Below are 19,724 nucleotides of genomic sequence, written 5' to 3' on the forward strand. Positions count from 1 at the left end.
CGAGATGTCCTTTTTTTAAAAAGATAAGAATATCTTAAGAGTCAAATGTTAACCCAATTTACAGGGTTTTTATTTGGCTCTTTTTTATTTGTAGTTTTAAGAAACCATTGTTTTTATACAGTAACAACTGGACATGAGGTGTCCGCCACAGCACCTATTTAATCTTCTAAACTATTAATAGAAGCAAAGAGAGTAGCACTTAATTAGATAGATGAAATATTTTATTTAAAAATTTATTAAAAAAATTTTCTAAATAAGAAATAAACCTTCCTATTTAACTTTTATTCTTAAATCACAGAGCAAAGGAAAGGGGGTGAGAAAGCGATGGGGCCAAATGAAAGGCGAATGGAAATCATAGAAGTTTTATGCAAAAGGCGACAAGATACTATGTCTAACTTAGCCTTTGAGTTTGGTGTTAGTATCAGAACTATTAAAAATGATATTGATATCCTATCGCTTTCTTACCCAATAGAAACCATTAGAGGTCGCTATGGCGGAGGGGTAAAAGTAGCAGATGGTTATTATCTTAACAGGAAGTACCTGAAGCCTAAACAGCAGGAATTACTGGAACGACTTAGGACGAGCCTATCTGGTAATGACCTCGCTGTAATGAATAGCATTCTCAAAGATTTTGCTCTGAATTACTAATAGGAAAGGAGGTGTAGATTATGAATGACATACATCTTGCATTAGCAGAAGAACTAGAAAAGCTAGCAGCTGTATATCGTGCCAAGAGTCAAATAAAAACTGATGAGATAAGTATTCAAGATATAAGTTTTGTACTGTCTGAAAAAATGAAAAAAGGCAAGATAACAGCAATTAAAGCACTATTAAAGAAATATGGTGCAGAGAAGCTTGTAGAAGTTAAACCAGAAGATTATGAAGCTATTTTTAATGAAGCAAAAAGATTATAGAAGGAGGAAAAATTTATGAATCAATTAAAATTGATTGATGAAAGAGAAGTGTTAGGAAAAAGTTTCAAAATCTACGGAACACCAGAAGAACCTCTATTTTTAGCCAAAGATGTGGCAGAGTGGATTGAGTACGACAAGTCCAGTATCAATAAACTAGTGAACAAAGTGGAAGATGATGAAAAGGTTCGGAAGATTGTTCCGACCCTTGGTGGAGAGCAAGAAATGTGGCTTTTAACAGAAGATGGTCTATACGAAGTTTTGATGCAGTCACGTAAACCTATAGCAAAGAAATTCAAAAAGAAAGTTAAACATATTTTAAAAGACATAAGAAAACAAGGTATTTATGCCACTAACGATATGATTGAAAAAATGCTAAATGATCCGGATACCATGATTACAGCCCTTAAGAAATTAAAAACTGAAAGGGAAAAGGTTGCAGTGTTAACTGAAAAAGTAGAAGAACAGGACAAGAAACTACAACTATTTAGAAATCTTCAGCGTTTGAATGAAATGCTTAGAGCTTCTGATATTGGTATGTATTATGGAATAACTGCAAAGGAGTTTAACAGAATAATGCAAGATGCAGGAGTTATTAAAAAAGTTGACAACAATTTCTATGGTCGTAATTCATATTACGTTATGACGGCTAAGTATAGCCATACAAGATACTGTCAGGTTATTACTGATACTTTAAAAAATGGAGTAAAGATTAAAACAAATGTATGGTTACCTGAATCGTTAGAGTTTATTGACTCCATAATGCAGGAATATGGATATGAGTTTGACATATAAGGATTTAAAAATTAGATGGTGTGAATGTAATGCAAATTAATCATGAAATAATTCAGAAAAAGCTAAAGGCAAAAGGATGGTCACAAAACGAACTTGCAAGAAGGATGAATATTCCTAAAGGAACACTTAGTAATGTTTTATCTGGTAGACGTGGTGCAGGTAGAAAAGTAATCTCTGGTCTACTTAGAGCGTTTCCAGAAGAAAAATTAGAGAATCTTATTCTAAGTAAAAGTATAAAAACGAAAAAAGGCAGGTGATAAAAATAAATCTATACCCACATCAAAGACAAGCTCTAAAACAAACTCAAAAGATAAACCGAGTAGCTTACTACCTGGACATGGGGCTAGGAAAAACTCACATAGGCTCAGAGAAACTTAAAGAATTAAATGCTCCATATAACTTAATTATCTGCCAAAAGTCCAAAATCAAAGACTGGGCCGAGCACTTTAAAACCTACTATGACTATGAAGTAATAATTTTCAAGAATCAATCCATAGAAAGTATTCCACCACATAGCGTTATAATCATAAACTACGACCTAATATGGCGAAGGAAACAATTACAGGAACTAAGGGATTTTACACTGATGTTGGACGAGTCCCAGTATATAAAAAATGAAACATCAAATAGAGCTAAATTTATTTTAGGTTTAAATCCAACTAATGTAATTTTACTATCAGGAACTCCTACAGGCGGAAAATATGAGGAATTATGGTCCCAGTTAAAACTTTTAGGATGGAATATTAGTAAAAAGCTATTTTATAAACACTATACTATCACAGAAAAACTTGATATGGGTGGATTTCAAATTACAGTTGTAAAGGGATATAAAAATGTAGATAGATTAAAAGAGAAATTAAAAGAATACGGAGCAGTGTTTATGAAAAGTGAAGAAGTATTTGACCTACCAGAACAGATTGAAAATATGGTAATAGTGAAAAACACCAAGGAGTACAGGAAGTTTAAAAAAGATAGAGTTATTACTTTAGGATATCAAACATTAGTAGGAGATACCTCTTTAACGAAACTATTATACCTAAGACAATTATCATCTATATACAATCCCCACAAACATCAGGCACTTAAAGATTTACTTGCATCTACAGAAGATAGAGTGGTAGTTTTCTATAACTTTAAAAAGGAGTTTGAAATCATCAAAGGCATCTGTAAAGATTTAGAAAAGCCGGTATCCTATATCAACGGAGAAGGTAGCAATTTAGAAACCTATAAAACTAAATCCAATACAGTAACATTAGTTCAATATCAAGCAGGAGCTTCAGGTGTGAACCTTCAAAGAGCCAACAAAATTATTTATCACAGCTTACCTTTATCCAGTGAATTATGGATGCAGTCAAAGAAAAGGATACACCGCATAGGCCAAAGCAGGACATGTTTTTACTACTACCTTATAACAGAAAATAGTGTAGAAGAAAAAATATTAGAGGTTCTAAAGGAAAGAAGAGACTTCACACTAGATTTATTTGAGAAGGTGGATAAATGACAGAGAAACAACTTCAAAGAAAAGTAATAAAGTTCTTAAAATTCCAACCCAACACTTGGTTTTTCAAAGTATTTGGAGGTGGATATCAAAGAGCAGGTATACCAGATTTAATCTGCTGCATTAATGGAGTATTCATTGCCATTGAACTTAAAGGAGATAATGGAAAACCCACTGAGCTACAGAAGATGAATATTAAAAATATTAATGCTGCTGGTGGTATAGGAGTGATTTTATATCCAAAAGGATTTAAGGAATTTAAAAAACTTATAAAGGAGGTGAACTCGTGCAATATTCCCACAGTCGGGTGGAGTGCTTTGAAAAATGCAAGTTTCAGTTCTATCTTAGATATATCAAAGGACTAACCACTATTATTCCTCCGGGTGCAGATAGTCCGCTGATTGTTGGAAGTGCAATGCACTTGGGGTTAGAAAAAGGCATTGATGAAATGGAGAAATATTATTATTACCAATATCCAGTTATAAGTGATAAACACATTAATGAAATGATTAAATTAATGATATTGGTAGAAAAAGCATTAGAGGTAATGCAGGACTTAATACGTGATAAACCAGTTACCTTTGAATACGAGATAGATTTTCCAGAATTTAAGGGATTTGTAGATTTGATTATTCATAATAAGGACAGTACAGTAGACATCTATGATTTTAAATATAGCAACAATATTGACCACTACCTTCAGTCAAAGCAGCTTCATTTATATAAGTATTACTTAGAAAAGTTAGGATTTAAAGTAAAAAGGTTAGGTTTTATTTTTATCCCTAAAACTTCTATAAGGCAGAAAAAAACAGAAGATTTATATCAATTTAGAAAAAGACTTAAAGAAACCCTATCTGGAATGGAAGTGAAGGTTATAAAACTAGACTATGACCACCAGAAGGTGGAGGAATTTTTTAATAGCTGTTTAGATATTGAAAGTGAAAAAATCTATGAAAAATCACCAAGCAGATTATGTAATTGGTGTGAATTTCAAAAATACTGTGAGGAGGAGATTGATTACATGCTACTACCTAAAAATGAAAGAAGAGAGAAAAAGATTGATGTAAATCCTGATATGTGGTTATATGCCGATAGTTATGTGGGAAAATCAACCTTTGTAGATAAGTTTGATGACCTACTGTTTTTAAATACCGATGGGAATACAGACAATACAACATCTCCAGTTATAAAAATTGCCGATGAAGTAACCTATGAAGGAAGGCTTAAAAAAGTAAAAATGGCCTGGGAAGTGTTTCTAGATGCTGTTAGCGAGTTAGAGAAGAAAGATAATACTTTCAAAAGGGTCTGTATTGATTTAGTAGAGGATTTATATGAACACTGTAGACTATATATTTATAAAAAATTAAACATAGACCACGAACAAGACGCTGGCTTTGGCAAAGGCTGGGATATGGTAAGGACTGAATTTCTATCAGCTATGAAAAGGCTTAAGAATTTAGGATATCAAATCATCTATATTTCAAAGGAACTAAACTCTGAGATAACTCTTAAAAATGGCAATAAAATTACAACCATCAAGCCTAACATCAACGATAAAGTAGCAAATGTACTGGCAGGAACGGTAGATTTGACTGTTAGGGCTTATATAGATGGTAAGGAAAGATTTTTACAGCTTGAAAAGAAAGAAAATATATTTGGTGGCGGAAGATTCGAGTTTAAAGAAGATAGAGTAAAACTAGATAAAGAAGAATTTATAAAGGCATTAAAAGCAGCACAAGAAGGTATTAAAACCTATTCAAAAGTAGAAAAAACTGAAGATTCTACTGCAGAAGGTGAAGTAAAAGATAAACTTAGTGAAACAAAAGAAACAGCTACTGAAACACCTGAAGTAGCACCTGAAAAAACAGTTAAAAAGAGCAGACGCTCTAGAAAATAAAAAAATTTAAAATCTAAAGGAGGAATTTATCATGAGTAATGTATTTGCAAAATTTGATAAGGAATTTGATGTGAAGGGATTAATAGAAGATTTAAAAAATATTAGTGCTAGCGATAGTGAGTATAAAGAAGTACCCCTTGGAACTTATGAAGTAAAGATTGAAAAGTTAGAGCTTGTAGAATCAAAAACAGGCAAACCTATGGTTAGCTGCTGGATGAGAATTTTAGAAGGAGAATATAAAAACTCTATTCTGTTTATGAATCAAGTTATCCATACTCCCTATGGACTTCATATGGCAAATGAATTTTTAAGGTCTTTAGAATCTTGTTTAGAAGTAGAATTTGAAAGTTTTACTCAATACCATAATATGCTCCTTAATATCCATGAAGCCGTTGATGAAACTTATGAGTATGCAGTGGAGTATGGGGAAACCAAAAAAGGATTTAAGACCTTTAAAATAGTTGAAGTATTTGAGGTTGAGTAGAGATGATTTTATTTTATGACGCAGAAGTCTTTCCCCACGATTGGCTTCTCGTCATAATTGACCCCACAAATCATCAAAAACATGTAATCATAAATGATGCTAAGAAATTAGCATCATTTTATGAAAAACATAAAGAACATATCTGGATAGGTTATAACAGCCGTCACTATGACCAGTATATTCTAAAAGGTATCCTTTTAGGTTTTGATCCCCATAGTATCTCCAAGTACATTATAACAGATAAAAAGCAGGGATGGCAGTATAGCTCTTTATTTCAAAAAATAAAACTGTATCAATATGATGTAATGACCACCCATAATAGCCTAAAGGAACTAGAAGGATTTATGGGAAATGATATCAGAGAAACGACAGTAAGTTTTAATATAGATAGAAAACTAACTGAAAATGAATTACAGGAAGTAGTTAGTTACTGCACATATGATGTAGAGCAGACTATGGAGATTTTTCTTCATAGAAAAGAAGAATTTAACTCCCATGTGGCTCTGCTAAAGGCCTTTAATCTACCACTAAAATATATAAGTAAAACTAAGGCGCAACTTGCAGCGGTAATTTTAAAGGCTGATAAGGTAAATCGCTCTGATGAATTTGATTTAATCCTGCCAAACACTTTAAAAATTGAAAAATATAAAAATGTAGTAGAGTGGTATAAGGACCATAGTAATCATAGTTATGAAAAATCCCTAGAAACAATTATAAGTGGAGTGCCCCATGTATTTGCATGGGGAGGACTCCATGGAGCAAGGGACAAGTATCAGGATGAAGGTATTCTTGTAAATGTTGATGTATCTTCCTTTTATCCATCTCTTATGCTTGAATATGATTTTTTATCAAGAAACGTAGAAGATCCTAACTTATACAAGAAAATCTATGAACAACGTCTTAGACTTAAAGCAGAAAAGAACCCTATGCAGCTTCCTTATAAAATAGTCCTTAACAGTACCTATGGGGCCATGAAATATAAATATAATAACCTCTATGACCCAAGACAGGCCAATAATGTGTGCGTAGGCGGACAGCTATTACTTTTAGATTTAATAGAAAAGTTAGAACCCCACTGGACTTTAATTCAATCTAATACTGATGGATTAATAGGGAAAATCAAAAGGAAACGAGACCTTAATAAAATAAAATCCATATGTAAAGAGTGGGAAGAAAGAACTCGTATGAAACTGGATTTTGAACTCTTTCATAAAATCTATCAAAAGGATGTCAATAACTATATCATCATTAAAGACGATGGCAGCTATAAGTCAAAAGGAGCCTATGTCAAGAAATTAAATAGTATTGATAATGACCTACCAATTGTAAATATGGCATTAAAAGAATATTTCATTAATGGAGTACCAGTAGAGGAAACCATAAGAAACAGTAAAAATCTTATGATGTTTCAAAAGGTAGTAAAGATAAGCTATAAATATTCCCACGCCCTTTATGGTAATAAAAAATTATCAGAAAAGTGCCTTAGGGTATTTGCTTCAAAGAAAGAAGATGACAACGGAGTTTATAAAGTAAAAGAAAATGGTAGAGTAGAAAAAATAGCTAATACTCCTGAAAGATGCTTTATTGTAAATGACTGTGTAATAGGCAAAAGAATTCCTAAAAGATTAGATAGAGAATGGTATATTCAGGTAGCAAGGAAACGGTTATTTGATTTTATAGGAAAGGTGGAAAAACAATGAATGAAGTGGTGAAAGTATTTAAAAATAAAGATTTTGGCGAAGTAAGAAGTATGATTATTAATAATGAACCATGGTTTGTTGGGAAGGATGTAGCTGAAGTTTTAGCTTACAAGGAACCACATAAAGCTATCTCAAGACACGTTGATGAAGATGACGGGATGAAACATCCCATCATCGATAATTTAGGAAGAGTACAAGAAGTGATAGTGATTAACGAAAGCGGTCTGTATGCTTTGATATTATCTTCAAAACTTTCAAAGGCGAAGCAGTTTAAAAGATGGATTACTAAAGAAGTACTGCCAACATTACGAAAAACTGGAAGTTATTCTATTGATAGAAAAGAGCCTAGTCTTAGTGAAATCATAAGATTTCTAAGGTTTATAAAAGACATTATGAAATCTCAAAACTGTAGTGATAGAAGTATTGCTGTAACAGTGAAAAACATCTGTCAGCAGTTTCAGATTCAGCTTCCGGAGGAGTTTCTGAAATTAACAGACCTTGAAGAAAGGTTTCTCCAGTTTCTTTATACCGATGAATTTGCCTACCAAATGACAAGTGGAGATGCTGTACAAGTATTTCTAGGAAGAAAAATTAATGAAATTAGTGAAGAAACATATCAAAGACTTAAAAATATCTACTATGAGACAGCATTAAAAGAAGGCTGGAGTGAATAAGATTTGGTGATTTTGAGGAAATTTCATTAAAAATTAGGGCTAATTTGGGGATTATCACCAAAACAGCCCTAAAACAGAGGAAATTTAATAGAAAATAATTAAAAATTGATGTTGATTTGGGAGGTTTTATACTTGTTTTACCAATATTTAGGTAAAAATACATCCCAACTCTCTCCAAAACACCTCTGTTTTGGTATATAAACCTCCCAAAATACAGATGAAAAATCGAAAAAGGTGGTGCGTAATTTGGAAATTTTAAAAGGATACATTAAAACAAAAGGCAAGAAACCAATTGAGCCTTATCGTAATAAAAAATCATTCTACAATTACGACTACATCCGTAAAACCGGTGGAGACTTTGCAGGTATTCTAGCAGATGGAATGGTGCAGATTGATATAGATGATGAAAAAGAAGGAAAGCTTGTAAAACAAATAGTGGCAGAGCTAGGAGTAAAAAGTGCTATCTTAAAAACTGATAGAGGTATTCACTTCTATTTTAGAAACACGGAGGTTAAAAGAAAACAGACAAAGCTTATGACACCAATAGGAGTTAAAGTAGATGTTGCAGTAGGAGAGCAAAATGCACTAGTACCTCTTAAAGTCAATGGAAAAACCAGAAGGTGGCTTAATAAAATTGATACCGTAGAAGAAATTGATTTTCTGCCAGAGTGGTTAAAACCCCTTAAGAAAAAGAGTATTCCAGATTTTAAATCTTTAGAAGAAGGAGATGGAAGAAACCAGGCTCTCTTTAACTATATCCTCACTCTCCAATCAGAGGGGTTTAGTAAAGATTCAATAAAAAATATTATAAAAATTATAAATCAATATGTATTAAAGACACCACTATCAGATAAAGAAGTAGACACTATCCTTAGGGATGAAGCATTCTTAAAGCAGACCTTTTATATTAAATCCAAGTTCCTACATGATAAATTTGCCAAATTTCTAAAGAATGAGGAGCACATTATAAAAATAAATAGTCAGCTCCACTTATATAAAGATGGAATTTATAAAAATGACCTAGAAGAAATTGAAACAGCTATGATTAAACATCTGCCGGAGCTGACCCAGTCCAAACGAAATGAGACAATGCATTATTTAAGGCTTATAGCAAAGGAAGTAAAGCCAAAATATGAAGACTATAACTTGATTGCATTTAATAATGGCATATATAACATAAAAAACGATTCCTTTATAGACCATTCTCCTGAGTATATTATAACCAATAAAATCCCCTGGGATTATAATCCGAGTGCTTACTGGGAATTAACGGATAAAACCTTAGATAAAATTAGCTGTAATGATAGTGAAATCAGAGCAGTACTAGAAGAACTTATCGGATACACTTTCTACAGGAGAAATGAGATAGGAAAAACTTTCATTCTTACAGGAGAAAAATTAAACGGGAAATCCACATTCCTTGATATGGTTACTAACTTAATCGGTATAAAAAACATAGCTGCACTTGATTTAAAAGAACTAGGAGAAAGATTTAAAACAGCAGAATTATTTGGAAAACTGGCCAACATTGGAGACGATATAGGAGATGAATTTATTGCAAATCCATCTATTTTCAAAAAGCTAGTAACTGGAGAAAGAATTAATGTTGAAAAGAAAGGCCAAGACCCTTTTGATTTTAATAACTATTCAAAACTTTTATTTTCAGCCAACAATATTCCAAGGGTGAAGGATAAAACAGGAGCTGTGCAGAGAAGGCTTTTAATTGTTCCTTTTAATGCAAAGTTTTCTCCTGATGATCCGGATTTTAAGCCACATATAAAATATGAATTAAGGTCAAGAGAATCTATGGAATATTTAATACTGCTAGGAATTAAAGGACTGAAACGAGTGTTAAAAAACCGCTGTTTTACAAAGTCATCCAAAGTAGAAAAGGAACTAAAAGAGTATGAAAAGACTAACAACCCTATCATTGGATTTCATGAAGAATATGAAAAAGAAATAGAAAATGAGATAACGGGTGAGGTGTATAAAAAATATTTAGAGTATTGTTTAAATAATAACTTTCAGCCACTTAGTCATATTGAATTTTCAAGGCAGATTAATAAAAGATTTGAATTTAAAATTATCGATAAAAGAATAAATGGTAAAAAATATCGGATTTTTGTGAAAAATGAATAGTCCAACATAGGTTCTAGTTATGTCCAATATCAGTTCAACTTTTTAAGCTAGTAATATCAAAGGTGTGAAAGATGTTCAAGATACTATATCTTTTTATAAGGACTTTATATAAAAAGATATTATATATAAAGAAAATAATAAAATATAGAAATATCTATAGATCATGTACCCCTTTAGGTAAATAAAAACCAATCAAAGCCTTGAAAACAAAAGGCTTAGAGCATATAAGGAGGAGTCCAACATGGGTATAAATTCGTATAATCATGAGGGTTATTTGGATCTGACTGCGTATGAAGCCCTTAAAAATATAGAAAAACATAGAAAACTAGTATTTATTTGCAGTCCATTTGCTGGAGATATTGAAGGAAATACTGAAAGGGCCAGAAGATATGGAAGGTTTGCTGTAACTAGAAATGCTATACCAATTATACCCCATCTCATGTACCCACAGTTTTTATGTGAGGATGACCCTGAAGAAAGAGAGCTAGGGATATCTATGGGATTAGTACTTTTATCAAAATGTCATGAACTGTGGGTGTTTGGTAGTAAAGTTACATCAGGAATGGCTGTTGAGATAGAAAAAGCAAAAAGTATTAATATACCTATTAGATATTTCAATACCCATTGTATACCAGTGGGAGGGATGAAGTAATGAACAATATGGATGTAAGTGATGCTAAAGATTGTTTTGCTTATAAAAATAAAAAATGCACTATTTTAAAATTAAATAAATGTGAAGGCATTGATTGTGGATTTTTTAAAACAAAAGAAGAATTTAAGCTAGGACAGAAGAAGGCAATTGAGAGAATACTCTCTTTGGATAAAGATAAAAGAGATTATATAATTGAAACCTACTATGGTGGAAAAATAGAGGTGGTATAGCTATGAAAGCTAAGGAATATTTATCACAAGCTATTTGGCTTGACAAAAAGATTAACAATAAGCTTGAAGAGAAACAAAGGCTAGAAAGTTTGGCCCAAAAAGTCACAGTGGATGTTACACAAGAAAAAGTAAGTGGCGGAAAAATAACAAGTCCTATGGAAAATGCTATTGTTAAGCTTATAGATTTAAGTCATGAAATAAATGATGATATTGATAAGTTAGTTGATTTAAAAAAAGAAATACTAGAAACTATTAACAAGGTAAATGATATTACTTGCCAAGTTCTTTTAGAAATGAGATATATATGCGGTAAAAGCTGGGAAGATGTAGCAAGTGCTATGGGTTATGACAGGAGCACAATATTTAGAATTCATGGAAAAGCATTAAAAGAAATTCAAAAAATAAAAAGTTGCGACTAAATGCGATTGAATGCGACTATTAAAATGTAGTAAAATATAAAGTGTAAAGGTATAGAAAAATCAAGAGTACCATATGCTGTTTGAATAGGCCGAGGTTATATCGATTCGATTCCAAGGAAACGCAGCATTCTTGATAATGGGCCCTTGGAGCTAAAACTCTAGAGGGCTTTTTCTATGCCTGTAAAAATAGATAAATTTATCTTTACAACGAACCCATGTTTGCATACAACAGTATTAGAAGAAACCACGAGGTGATAAATATGGCGGTAGAAGGAGAATTTATTCTTGTCTGTAGTAATTGTGGACAAAGATTAACTTTAGAAAATGCTTTAGAATATGATAAGATAGCTGAAAAATTCAATATAATTGTAAGTGATACAAAGGAAATTCTAATTACTTGTACTGAATGTGGTAATAAAATAAGATTCTAGGATTTAATACATAACGATAGCTCTGAAGCAAAAAATGTTTTCAGGGCTTTTATAATGCCTAAAATTAGGAGCTGAAAAATAATGAAATGTAAAAAATGCCTTTGGGGAACATGGCTCACACCAAAGAAGGTGTACTGCATGTTCCCTGTTTGTTTTAAAGCAAAAATAGATAAGGAGAATATTTATGCCAAGAAAACCAAAACGCATGTGCAGCTACCCAGGCTGCCCAGAGCTGACGGAAGGAAGGTATTGCGAGAAACATCAGAAGGAAGAGACGAAGAAATATAACAGAAGCAGAAAATATAAAAAACTCTATAACAGTAGTAGATGGCAAAGGTTAAGGAAAAAAGTGTTAGCTAAGTACCCTCTTTGTGTAGAGTGTAAAAAGAAAGAAAGACTTACTCCTGCAGCAATAGTGGATCACATTGTACCTCATCATGGTGATGAAGCTTTGTTTTGGGATGAAGATAACCTTCAACCTCTTTGTAAATCATGTCACGATAGGAAAACAGCAAAAAAAGATGGAAGATGGGGAAGGAAAAATAAGGTGTACACCTACTAAATATATGTGGATAACCCTGTGGATAAACCGTTGATATTCTGTGGATAATTTACATAGGGGTAGGGGGTATAACATCTCAACATTTTACAAACACAGGAACGGGGCGGGCCCTTCACAGATTAATTCGCAGTATTCTTAGGCCGGGAGGGGAAAATGAGCGAAATGATTAAAGTTAATGTAAACAGCTAATTTAAGAGGCTAGTTGAAATGAAAAGTAGAGGTGTTAAATATGCTTACAAAAGAGCAAAAAGAAGAGATTTTAAAGCTTCGTAAAAAAGGCTATGGTTATAAAAGTATTGCTAGCATTTTAAAAGTTAAGAGGGATGATGTTAGAGATTTGTGTAAAAAGTATGGACTTACTGGGTATTTAGGATATGGAGAGTCACTAAAGAATGACGTACCTAAAAAGAAAGAGATACAAAAACAATGCTTATACTGTGGAGAAGAAATAAATACAAAAATGCGCAGAGGAAGAAAATCAAAGTTCTGCTCTGATAAATGCAGAAGAACTTGGTGGAATGAAAATCAAGATAAGAAAGACCGTAGAGATACAGCTTGGTATTCATTTGTTTGTAAATATTGCGGTAAAGATTTTAAAGCATACGGAAATAAAAATAGAAAATTCTGCTCTAGGAAGTGTGCAAGGGATTATAGGTATGGTTCATATAGAGAAAAAACTGGATATGAAACTAGATTAGAAAAAAATAGCAAAAGTAATGATGGCGCCCATTTAGATGAATAGGTGCTTTTTTTAATGTAGAAAGTTGGAGGTGGAAAGCTTGAAAAGAACAGAGAAGTTAACATTAGTTCCTATAGATGAATTAATCCCATATGCCAATAATGCTAGAACCCATAGCAAAGAGCAGATAAATAAACTTAGAAGCAGCCTTAGAGAATTTGGTTTTGTTAGTCCAGTACTTATCGATAAAGATAAAAATATAATTGCAGGGCATGGCAGAATAGCTGCAGCAAAAGAAGAAGGAATAAAAGAAGTACCCTGCGTATTAGTGGAGCATTTAACCGAGGCCCAGAAGAAAGCATATATCTTAGCAGATAATAGATTAGCATTAGATGCTGGTTGGGATAAAGAATTATTGGCCCTTGAACTTGAGAATTTAAAAGAACTAGATTTTGATATAAACCTTACTGGATTTGATGCAGCAGAAATAGATGATTTATTTTCCAATATCCACGATAAAGAAGTAACTGATGATGACTTCGATATAGATGCAGCACTAGAAGAAGAACCAATATCAAAGCAGGGAGATATATGGGTACTTGGAAAACATAGACTTATCTGTGGGGACAGTACTAAAGAAGAAACCTATGAGAAGCTTATGGAAGGGAAGAAGGCAAACTTAGTGGTTACCGATCCCCCTTACGGCGTATCATACGAAGGAGCAGCAGGAACTATACAAAATGACAACCTTGACAATGATGACTTTTACAAATTTTTATTTGATGCTTTTAAAAACATCGAAAGTGTAATGGCAGATGATGCATCAATATATGTATTTCATGCAGATACTAAAGGACTTATATTTAGAAAGGCTTTTGAAGATGCAGGATTTTATTTATCAGGAGTATGCCAATGGGTTAAAAATTCATTAGTTTTAGGAAGAAGTCCTTATCAATGGAAACATGAGCCCTGCCTTTTTGGTTGGAAAAAGAAAGGAAAACACAAATGGTATGCAGGAAGACAAGAAACTACTGTTTGGAATTTTGATAGACCAACAAAATCAAAACTACACCCAACTACAAAACCTATACCTTTAATAGCATATCCTATAAAAAACAGTTCAGTTAGTAACTGTATAGTTCTAGAGCCTTTTGCAGGAAGTGGATCAACAATTATTGCCTGTGAACAACTCGACAGAATATGCTACGCTATTGAACTTGATGAAAAGTATGTGGATGTTATTGTTAAAAGATATATAGAGTATGTTGAAACAGATGAAGAAGTCTTTTTAGTTAGGGATGGAGATAAAATATCTTATAAAGCATTAATAAAACAAAATAAGTGATAGATATTTTGGCATAAGAAAAATTAATTTTTATTGCTAATTCCCTTGATTTATATGTGTTTTAGAGTGATATATAGTAGTAACAAAAACACAGAAAGGGGATTTAAAATGAAAGCGATATTTATAAGGAAGGTATTTAACTTAGAAGAATTAAAAAAAATAACTGAAATGGACTTAAAAATAGGAAGAAAAGGGGTTTCGTATGAAGTAACAAAAGAAGTTAAGCTTAGCGATAATGAATTTAAAAATTTTAGCGAAATTTTTTTAAAAGATCAATCTTGGATTACAGAGGGCGAAGATGGTGGGATGAACAAAAACGGTCAGATAAGATGCATAAGGGTTAAAAATGAAAAAACCGGAGAAAAAATTTTGGTAAACTCTGAAGGATATAAATATTCAAGATACACCGCATTAGAACTAGATTAAGGCCATTAGGCCTTTTTTTAGTGATGTAAATAAATAACTTGACTTCACCTGTGTTTAGAGTGATGTATGTAGTAACAAAAAACACAGGAGGGATTTTAAATGGATAGAAAGGAACTAGTGAAAAAATTAAGTGAGCACTTTGGAGTGAAATCTAAATATTTAGGAGCACCAAGTTTTGCATACCAGGTGGAAACAGAAGATGAAACATACACCATTGATAGAGAAGGTAAGATTATAACAGCATCAGGAGAACAAGTACAATTTGAAGAACTATTAAAAGGAGCTGAAGAAGTAATTAATAAGGAAATAGGAATTGATAAAGCTAATGAAACATTAGTTGAAGATGCAGTAGTTACTTTACCAATGAAAGGACACAGCGGTAGAACCTTAAGAAATCTAGTTAACATGATTTACAGCAAGCAGGAACTGATTAAAAAAGCATTAGAAATTGAGAAAGATTTAATAAGAGAAGACTTTATCATAGGTATTAATAAAGTTAAAATTAAAACCTTAGAAGATTTTAAAACAGCCCTTGAAGATATAGGGGAAAATAGCTGCCCGGGAATTGAATTTGATTTTTATGACAAAACAATAACCTTTAAATTTGAGCAAGAAGAAAACCTTGAAAAGCAAGAAGTTTTTAAGCAGTTTATTTATATTCTAAATGAAAATGCTAAAAAGCTAAAACATGCTTCAGCAAAAGTAAAATCTACAGATAATGAAAAATACACTTTCAGGACATGGCTTTTAAGACTTGGAATGATTGGTGATGAGTATAAAATGGCAAGGAAAGAACTTCTAAAGAACTTATCAGGCAACGGAGCCTTTAGAAAAGTAAAACCTAAAGGTAAATATGAAGTAGAAAAAAATAACTAGAAAGGATTGATAAAAGTCTTGCAATTCCCTATGTATAGAGTGATTAATGTAATAACAAAAACATAGGGAGGTGTAAAGGATGAATAAATGGCTTATAATATCAACTCTTGAGGGGCTGATTTTTACAGCAAAGGAAAAGAAGTGTGTGCTTGGTGATGATGCAAAAGAAGATATACATAAGATTAAAGAAGTGTATGAAGAACTAATCAGATTTTGGGAACTAGATGAAAGCCTAATAGATGAATTTGGAAAGGAAGTAGAAAGCTAACAAAGTAAAGAGGAAAAGGGCCACAAAGGCTCTTTTTCATGTTATAGGCATAATCCATTGAAATAAAGATAAAAACCCCTTACAGGGCAAATGCAGGGGAAATGGAGGTGATACCATGGCGACACGAGGAAGAAAACCAAAACCAACTGCCCTAAAGGTACTTGAAGGAAATCCAGGAAAAAGGCCACTTAATAATAACGAACCCAAGCCAGAGAAGAAGGCACCAAGATGTCCGTCATGGCTTGAACCTGAAGCAAAAAAAGAATGGAAACGAATGGCCAAAATTTTAGAGACTATTGGAGTACTAACACAAATAGACGCAGCAGCTTTTGCAGGATATTGTCAAGCTTATGCAAGGTGGAAGGAAGCAGAGGAGTTTTTATCAAAGCATGGTACTATCTTTAAAACACCATCAGGATATATCCAGCAGGTACCACAGGTATCCATAGCTCAGACATACCTTAAAATAATGAAGGATTTCTGCTCTGAGTTTGGGCTTACACCTTCTGCAAGGGCAAGAATAAGAGTGGATATAGAAGAAAAGGCCGAGTACGACCCTATGGCTGAACTCCTAAATATATAAAACCGATGGAGGTGGGGAGATGCCTTATTTAGAAGAAAAAGCAAACAGAGTAATTCAATTTATCCAGCAGCTAAAGCTTACTAAGGGAAAATGGGCAGGTAAGCCCTTTATCCTCCTTCCTTGGGAGATAGATTTAATTAAAAAAGCTTTTGGAACTGTAAGAGAAGATGGCACAAGGCAGTATAGAAATGTTTATGTAGAAATAGGAAAGAAAAATGGAAAATCTGAACTTGCAGCAGCCATCGCTCTTTATATGCTCACAGCTGATGGAGAGTCCAATGCAGAAGTCTATGTAGCTGCTTGTGACAGGCAACAAGCCAGTATTATTTTTAACACAAGTGTAAATTTTGTTGAAGGGAATAAAATATTATCTAAAGTTACCAAAACTGTAATGTCAACCAAACGAATTGTTTATCCAAGAACCGGTAGTTTTTATCAGGTACTAAGTTCTGATGTAAAATCTAAATCAGGTCTTAACCCCTCCTGTGTAATACTGGATGAAATTTGGACTTATCCCAATGCAGACCTTGCTAGAATGCTGACAACTGGTTCAGGAGATGCAAGGGAACAACCTTTGTTTATATATCTTACTACTGCAGGTGATCAGCTAAGGGGTTATGGTTGGGACATGCACCAAAAAGCAAAAGACATCTTATCGGGAAGAAGAGTAGACCCTACATTTCTTCCTATAATTTACGGTCTTGAAGAAGGAGAAGATTGGACAGATGAGAAGAACTGGTACAAAGCTAATCCTAGTTTAGGCCATACTATTAAGATTGAAAGGGTAAGGGAGCATTTTCAGCAAGCAAAACAAGATCCAGTAGAAGAAGCTTTGTTTAAACAGCTACGTTTAAATATGTGGTTAAAACAAAATATCAAATGGATGCCTATGGATGTATGGGATAAGTGCTCCTTCGAAGTAAATCCTGAAAAGCTAAAAGGGAGAATATGCTATGGTGGACTTGACCTTTCAAGTAGTATTGATATAACAGCTTTTGTATTAGTTTTTCCACCAATACCAGGAGATGATAAATACTATATACTACCATACTTTTGGATACCTGAAGAAAACTTAAAGCTTAGAGTTAGAAGGGACCATGTCCCTTATGATATATGGGAGCAGCAAGACTACCTTAAAACAACAGATGGAAATGTAATACACTATGGATTTATTGAAAAATTTATAGAAGAACTAGGTACTAAGTACAACATTAAAGAAATAGCCTTTGACCGCTGGGGGGCTGTACAGATGGTGCAAAACTTAGAGGGACTTGGGTTTACAGTAGTTCCCTTTGGACAAGGTTATAAAGATATGTCTCCACCAACAAAAGAACTTATGAAACTTACCTTAGAAAAGAAAATAGCACATGGTGGACATCCAGTTTTACAGTGGATGATGGATAACATACATGTCAGAACTGACCCAGCAGGAAACATAAAGCCTGATAAACAGAAAAGTACAGAAAAAATTGATGGTGCTGTTGCGATGATTATGGCACTTGATAGAGCTATAAGGAATGAGAATAGGGAGTCTGTGTATGATGAGAGAGGGATTATAATGATTTAATTATCTCGATTCAAAGAGAGAAGGCATTCATTGAAAATATCCTTCATATCAAAATTATTTTTATTAATCTTAAATTTGTCCTTATAATATATATTGGTTAATAGAATTCCTTTTTTCAAATTTAAAATATAAAAGAAAATTTAGTTCTTCATATTTTCTTCATAACGCATCTATATAATGAAATCAACAAAACAAATAAAAATAAAAAAAGGAGATGTGAGATATGAAGAAAAAGCTATTAACATTAACTTTAGGAGCTGCTTTAGTATTAGGTAGTATAGGATTTGCCTTCGCAGCAGATGATAGTACAGTAGATACAAGTACTACCTTTGGAAGAGGAAATGGTATGATGCTTTACAGATCAAATCTTTCAGTTGAAGAATTATTAAAGGAAAAGATCAATATAATTGATCAAATGGTAAGAGAAGGAAAATTAACGGAAGAAGCTGGTGAGAACTATAAGAAATTAATTACTGAAAGAATGGAAAATTGTACAACACCAGGACAAAATAGAGATAAAAATGAAAGACTAGGTATAGGATTTGGTAGAGGAAGAGGATTTAGACAAGGATTAAAAGAAAATCCTCAAAATGTTAAAGGTTTTGGTTATAGAAATATGTTAGGTAATAAATAATTTTTGAAAAAAACAAAGCGATGAAGAAATAACTTTATCACTTTGTTTTTTTTATTGAAGAGGAGGTGAATCATTGAAAATTCCTTTTATATCAAAACTATTTGAAAGAAGAAACATAAGTCTTGATGATAAAATCAAGGCTTTTTTAATGTCTGAAGATATTGGACTTCAGTCTAATGCTGGAAAAAACGTATCTGAATACAACGCTATAACATCAACAGCAGTTTATGCATGTGTTAGAGTAATTGCAGAAACATTGGCCAGCTTACCTCTTCCTTTATATATTAGAAAAACTAAAGGAAAGGAAAAGGCTATAAATCACCCGTTGTATTTAATCCTTCATGATTTACCTAATGAAGAAATGACCAGCTTTTCTTTTAGGGAAACAATGATGACTCACCTTCTACTATGGGGAAATGCATACGCTGAAATAGTAAGAGATGGAGCAGGTAATATAGTAGAGATTTATCCCCTACAGCCAGATAAGATGGTAGTAGAAAGAGATAAAGAAACTAAGAAAATTAAATATAAATATTTTATTGACAGCAAACAGATAATTTACCCTAAAGAGAAAATATTTCATATACCAGGACTTTCTTTTAATGGACTTACTGGTATATCTCCAATATCTGCTGCTAGGGAAGCTGTAGGATTAGCCCTTGCAGTTGAGGAATTTGGTTCAAGATTCTTTGGAAATGGAGCAAGACCAGGAGGAATACTTAAACATCCGGGGGTTTTAAAAGATCCTGAAAAACTAAGAAAACAGTGGGAAGAGGTATATAGGGGTGTAGGAAATTCACATAAAGTAGCTGTACTAGAAGAAGGAATGAAATACCATGAAATAGGAATACCACCAGAGGATGCACAGTTTCTACAGACAAGAAAATTTCAGATAAATGAAATATGTAGAATTTATAGAGTACCTCCTCATCTTATTGGAGATTTAGAACATGC

General features: G+C 32.9%; 25 protein-coding genes. All 25 read left to right on the forward strand.

Going from position 1 to position 19,724, the window contains the following annotated elements; translation table 11 throughout:
• Window positions 1–324: 324 nt before the first annotated feature.
• The gene (locus BUB36_RS04975) at window positions 325–648 is read left to right on the forward strand and encodes an HTH domain-containing protein (protein ID WP_073147632.1); all 324 of its coding nucleotides are present in this window, start codon (window positions 325–327) and stop codon (window positions 646–648) included.
• 20 nt (window positions 649–668) lie between these two features.
• On the forward strand, window positions 669–914 hold the full coding sequence (locus tag BUB36_RS04980) for a hypothetical protein (RefSeq protein WP_073147634.1): 246 nt from the start codon (window positions 669–671) through the stop codon (window positions 912–914).
• 15 nt (window positions 915–929) lie between these two features.
• Window positions 930–1,706, forward strand: coding sequence for a BRO-N domain-containing protein (locus BUB36_RS04985; RefSeq protein WP_073147636.1), 777 nt, complete (start codon window positions 930–932; stop codon window positions 1,704–1,706).
• Between the two features lie 29 nt (window positions 1,707–1,735).
• Window positions 1,736–1,963: a helix-turn-helix domain-containing protein gene (locus tag BUB36_RS04990; protein WP_073147638.1), complete on the forward strand. Its 228-nt coding sequence runs from the start codon at window positions 1,736–1,738 to the stop codon at window positions 1,961–1,963.
• An 80-nt stretch (window positions 1,964–2,043) separates the two neighbouring features.
• A complete protein-coding gene (locus BUB36_RS04995) occupies window positions 2,044–3,207 on the forward strand; it encodes an SNF2-related protein (protein ID WP_084111719.1) in 1,164 nt (387 codons plus the stop codon).
• Window positions 3,204–3,569 carry a VRR-NUC domain-containing protein gene (locus BUB36_RS05000; protein ID WP_073147640.1) on the forward strand — a complete coding sequence of 122 codons (366 nt, stop codon included), beginning with the start codon at window positions 3,204–3,206 and terminating at the stop codon, window positions 3,567–3,569. The genes BUB36_RS04995 and BUB36_RS05000 overlap by 4 nt, the downstream gene beginning before the upstream one ends.
• The gene (locus tag BUB36_RS05005; protein ID WP_242655719.1) at window positions 3,512–5,101 is read left to right on the forward strand and encodes an AAA family ATPase; all 1,590 of its coding nucleotides are present in this window, start codon (window positions 3,512–3,514) and stop codon (window positions 5,099–5,101) included. The genes BUB36_RS05000 and BUB36_RS05005 overlap by 58 nt, the downstream gene beginning before the upstream one ends.
• A gap of 31 nt (window positions 5,102–5,132) precedes the next feature.
• Window positions 5,133–5,585, forward strand: a complete 453-nt coding sequence (locus BUB36_RS05010; protein ID WP_073147644.1) for a DUF669 domain-containing protein — start codon at window positions 5,133–5,135, stop codon at window positions 5,583–5,585.
• A 2-nt stretch (window positions 5,586–5,587) separates the two neighbouring features.
• The gene (locus BUB36_RS05015) at window positions 5,588–7,285 is read left to right on the forward strand and encodes a hypothetical protein (RefSeq protein ID WP_084111721.1); all 1,698 of its coding nucleotides are present in this window, start codon (window positions 5,588–5,590) and stop codon (window positions 7,283–7,285) included.
• Window positions 7,282–7,959: a BRO-N domain-containing protein gene (locus BUB36_RS05020; protein WP_073147646.1), complete on the forward strand. Its 678-nt coding sequence runs from the start codon at window positions 7,282–7,284 to the stop codon at window positions 7,957–7,959. The genes BUB36_RS05015 and BUB36_RS05020 overlap by 4 nt, the downstream gene beginning before the upstream one ends.
• A 246-nt stretch (window positions 7,960–8,205) precedes the next feature.
• Window positions 8,206–10,098, forward strand: coding sequence for a DNA primase family protein (locus tag BUB36_RS05025; protein WP_073147648.1), 1,893 nt, complete (start codon window positions 8,206–8,208; stop codon window positions 10,096–10,098).
• A gap of 241 nt (window positions 10,099–10,339) precedes the next feature.
• The gene (locus BUB36_RS05030) at window positions 10,340–10,750 is read left to right on the forward strand and encodes a DUF7768 domain-containing protein (protein ID WP_073147650.1); all 411 of its coding nucleotides are present in this window, start codon (window positions 10,340–10,342) and stop codon (window positions 10,748–10,750) included.
• Window positions 10,750–10,980, forward strand: coding sequence for a hypothetical protein (locus BUB36_RS05035; RefSeq protein ID WP_242655720.1), 231 nt, complete (start codon window positions 10,750–10,752; stop codon window positions 10,978–10,980). Before BUB36_RS05030 ends, BUB36_RS05035 begins: the two co-directional genes overlap by 1 nt.
• Window positions 10,981–10,982: 2 nt before the next feature.
• Entirely contained in the window at window positions 10,983–11,399 is a 417-nt protein-coding gene (locus BUB36_RS05040; RefSeq protein ID WP_073147652.1) for a DUF1492 domain-containing protein, read from the forward strand.
• Window positions 11,400–11,659: 260 nt separating this feature from the next.
• Complete coding sequence (locus BUB36_RS19605; RefSeq protein WP_165613032.1) at window positions 11,660–11,830, forward strand: hypothetical protein; 171 nt, start codon at window positions 11,660–11,662, stop codon at window positions 11,828–11,830.
• A 184-nt stretch (window positions 11,831–12,014) separates the two neighbouring features.
• Complete coding sequence (locus BUB36_RS05045; RefSeq protein ID WP_073147654.1) at window positions 12,015–12,392, forward strand: HNH endonuclease; 378 nt, start codon at window positions 12,015–12,017, stop codon at window positions 12,390–12,392.
• A gap of 229 nt (window positions 12,393–12,621) precedes the next feature.
• A complete protein-coding gene (locus tag BUB36_RS05050; RefSeq protein ID WP_073147656.1) occupies window positions 12,622–13,134 on the forward strand; it encodes a hypothetical protein in 513 nt (170 codons plus the stop codon).
• A 37-nt stretch (window positions 13,135–13,171) separates the two neighbouring features.
• Window positions 13,172–14,416 (forward strand): site-specific DNA-methyltransferase, encoded by a 1,245-nt coding sequence (locus BUB36_RS05055; RefSeq protein WP_073147658.1) that lies wholly within the window; start codon window positions 13,172–13,174, stop codon window positions 14,414–14,416.
• Window positions 14,417–14,524: 108 nt separating this feature from the next.
• Window positions 14,525–14,842 carry a DUF6329 domain-containing protein gene (locus BUB36_RS05060; RefSeq protein WP_073147660.1) on the forward strand — a complete coding sequence of 106 codons (318 nt, stop codon included), beginning with the start codon at window positions 14,525–14,527 and terminating at the stop codon, window positions 14,840–14,842.
• Window positions 14,843–14,941: 99 nt separating this feature from the next.
• Complete coding sequence (locus BUB36_RS05065) at window positions 14,942–15,718, forward strand: virulence-related protein (protein WP_073147662.1); 777 nt, start codon at window positions 14,942–14,944, stop codon at window positions 15,716–15,718.
• Window positions 15,719–15,797: 79 nt separating this feature from the next.
• Window positions 15,798–15,986, forward strand: a complete 189-nt coding sequence (locus BUB36_RS05070; protein WP_073147664.1) for a hypothetical protein — start codon at window positions 15,798–15,800, stop codon at window positions 15,984–15,986.
• 115 nt (window positions 15,987–16,101) lie between these two features.
• Window positions 16,102–16,569 (forward strand): phage terminase small subunit P27 family, encoded by a 468-nt coding sequence (locus tag BUB36_RS05075; RefSeq protein WP_073147666.1) that lies wholly within the window; start codon window positions 16,102–16,104, stop codon window positions 16,567–16,569.
• Window positions 16,570–16,588: 19 nt separating this feature from the next.
• Window positions 16,589–18,136, forward strand: coding sequence for a terminase large subunit (locus BUB36_RS05080; RefSeq protein ID WP_073147668.1), 1,548 nt, complete (start codon window positions 16,589–16,591; stop codon window positions 18,134–18,136).
• A 223-nt stretch (window positions 18,137–18,359) separates the two neighbouring features.
• Complete coding sequence (locus BUB36_RS05085; protein WP_073147670.1) at window positions 18,360–18,770, forward strand: hypothetical protein; 411 nt, start codon at window positions 18,360–18,362, stop codon at window positions 18,768–18,770.
• Window positions 18,771–18,843: 73 nt separating this feature from the next.
• Window positions 18,844–19,724, forward strand: an 881-nt coding sequence (locus BUB36_RS05090; protein WP_073147672.1) for a phage portal protein, incomplete at its 3' end; no start/stop codon positions are given.

Origin of the sequence: Paramaledivibacter caminithermalis DSM 15212 (assembly GCF_900142245.1) — a bacterium.
In the GTDB taxonomy this organism is placed as follows: Bacteria; Bacillota; Clostridia; order Peptostreptococcales; family Caminicellaceae; genus Paramaledivibacter; species Paramaledivibacter caminithermalis.

What these genes read in the sequence shown, in the direction of transcription:
- BUB36_RS04985 (WP_073147636.1), top strand. Translation starts at nt 930, where the DNA reads ATGAATCAATTAAAATTGATTGATGAAAGAGAAGTGTTAGGAAAAAGT.
- BUB36_RS04980 (WP_073147634.1), top strand. Translation starts at nt 669, where the DNA reads ATGAATGACATACATCTTGCATTAGCAGAAGAACTAGAAAAGCTAGCA.
- BUB36_RS05020 (WP_073147646.1), top strand. Translation starts at nt 7,282, where the DNA reads ATGAATGAAGTGGTGAAAGTATTTAAAAATAAAGATTTTGGCGAAGTA.
- BUB36_RS05085 (WP_073147670.1), top strand. Translation starts at nt 18,360, where the DNA reads ATGAAGAAAAAGCTATTAACATTAACTTTAGGAGCTGCTTTAGTATTA.
- BUB36_RS19605 (WP_165613032.1), top strand. Translation starts at nt 11,660, where the DNA reads ATGGCGGTAGAAGGAGAATTTATTCTTGTCTGTAGTAATTGTGGACAA.
- BUB36_RS05045 (WP_073147654.1), top strand. Translation starts at nt 12,015, where the DNA reads ATGCCAAGAAAACCAAAACGCATGTGCAGCTACCCAGGCTGCCCAGAG.
- BUB36_RS04990 (WP_073147638.1), top strand. Translation starts at nt 1,736, where the DNA reads ATGCAAATTAATCATGAAATAATTCAGAAAAAGCTAAAGGCAAAAGGA.
- BUB36_RS05030 (WP_073147650.1), top strand. Translation starts at nt 10,340, where the DNA reads ATGGGTATAAATTCGTATAATCATGAGGGTTATTTGGATCTGACTGCG.
- BUB36_RS05060 (WP_073147660.1), top strand. Translation starts at nt 14,525, where the DNA reads ATGAAAGCGATATTTATAAGGAAGGTATTTAACTTAGAAGAATTAAAA.
- BUB36_RS04995 (WP_084111719.1), top strand. Translation starts at nt 2,044, where the DNA reads ATGGGGCTAGGAAAAACTCACATAGGCTCAGAGAAACTTAAAGAATTA.
- BUB36_RS04975 (WP_073147632.1), top strand. Translation starts at nt 325, where the DNA reads ATGGGGCCAAATGAAAGGCGAATGGAAATCATAGAAGTTTTATGCAAA.
- BUB36_RS05010 (WP_073147644.1), top strand. Translation starts at nt 5,133, where the DNA reads ATGAGTAATGTATTTGCAAAATTTGATAAGGAATTTGATGTGAAGGGA.
- BUB36_RS05040 (WP_073147652.1), top strand. Translation starts at nt 10,983, where the DNA reads ATGAAAGCTAAGGAATATTTATCACAAGCTATTTGGCTTGACAAAAAG.
- BUB36_RS05075 (WP_073147666.1), top strand. Translation starts at nt 16,102, where the DNA reads ATGGCGACACGAGGAAGAAAACCAAAACCAACTGCCCTAAAGGTACTT.
- BUB36_RS05015 (WP_084111721.1), top strand. Translation starts at nt 5,588, where the DNA reads ATGATTTTATTTTATGACGCAGAAGTCTTTCCCCACGATTGGCTTCTC.
- BUB36_RS05070 (WP_073147664.1), top strand. Translation starts at nt 15,798, where the DNA reads ATGAATAAATGGCTTATAATATCAACTCTTGAGGGGCTGATTTTTACA.
- BUB36_RS05000 (WP_073147640.1), top strand. Translation starts at nt 3,204, where the DNA reads ATGACAGAGAAACAACTTCAAAGAAAAGTAATAAAGTTCTTAAAATTC.
- BUB36_RS05035 (WP_242655720.1), top strand. Translation starts at nt 10,750, where the DNA reads ATGAACAATATGGATGTAAGTGATGCTAAAGATTGTTTTGCTTATAAA.
- BUB36_RS05065 (WP_073147662.1), top strand. Translation starts at nt 14,942, where the DNA reads ATGGATAGAAAGGAACTAGTGAAAAAATTAAGTGAGCACTTTGGAGTG.
- BUB36_RS05050 (WP_073147656.1), top strand. Translation starts at nt 12,622, where the DNA reads ATGCTTACAAAAGAGCAAAAAGAAGAGATTTTAAAGCTTCGTAAAAAA.
- BUB36_RS05080 (WP_073147668.1), top strand. Translation starts at nt 16,589, where the DNA reads ATGCCTTATTTAGAAGAAAAAGCAAACAGAGTAATTCAATTTATCCAG.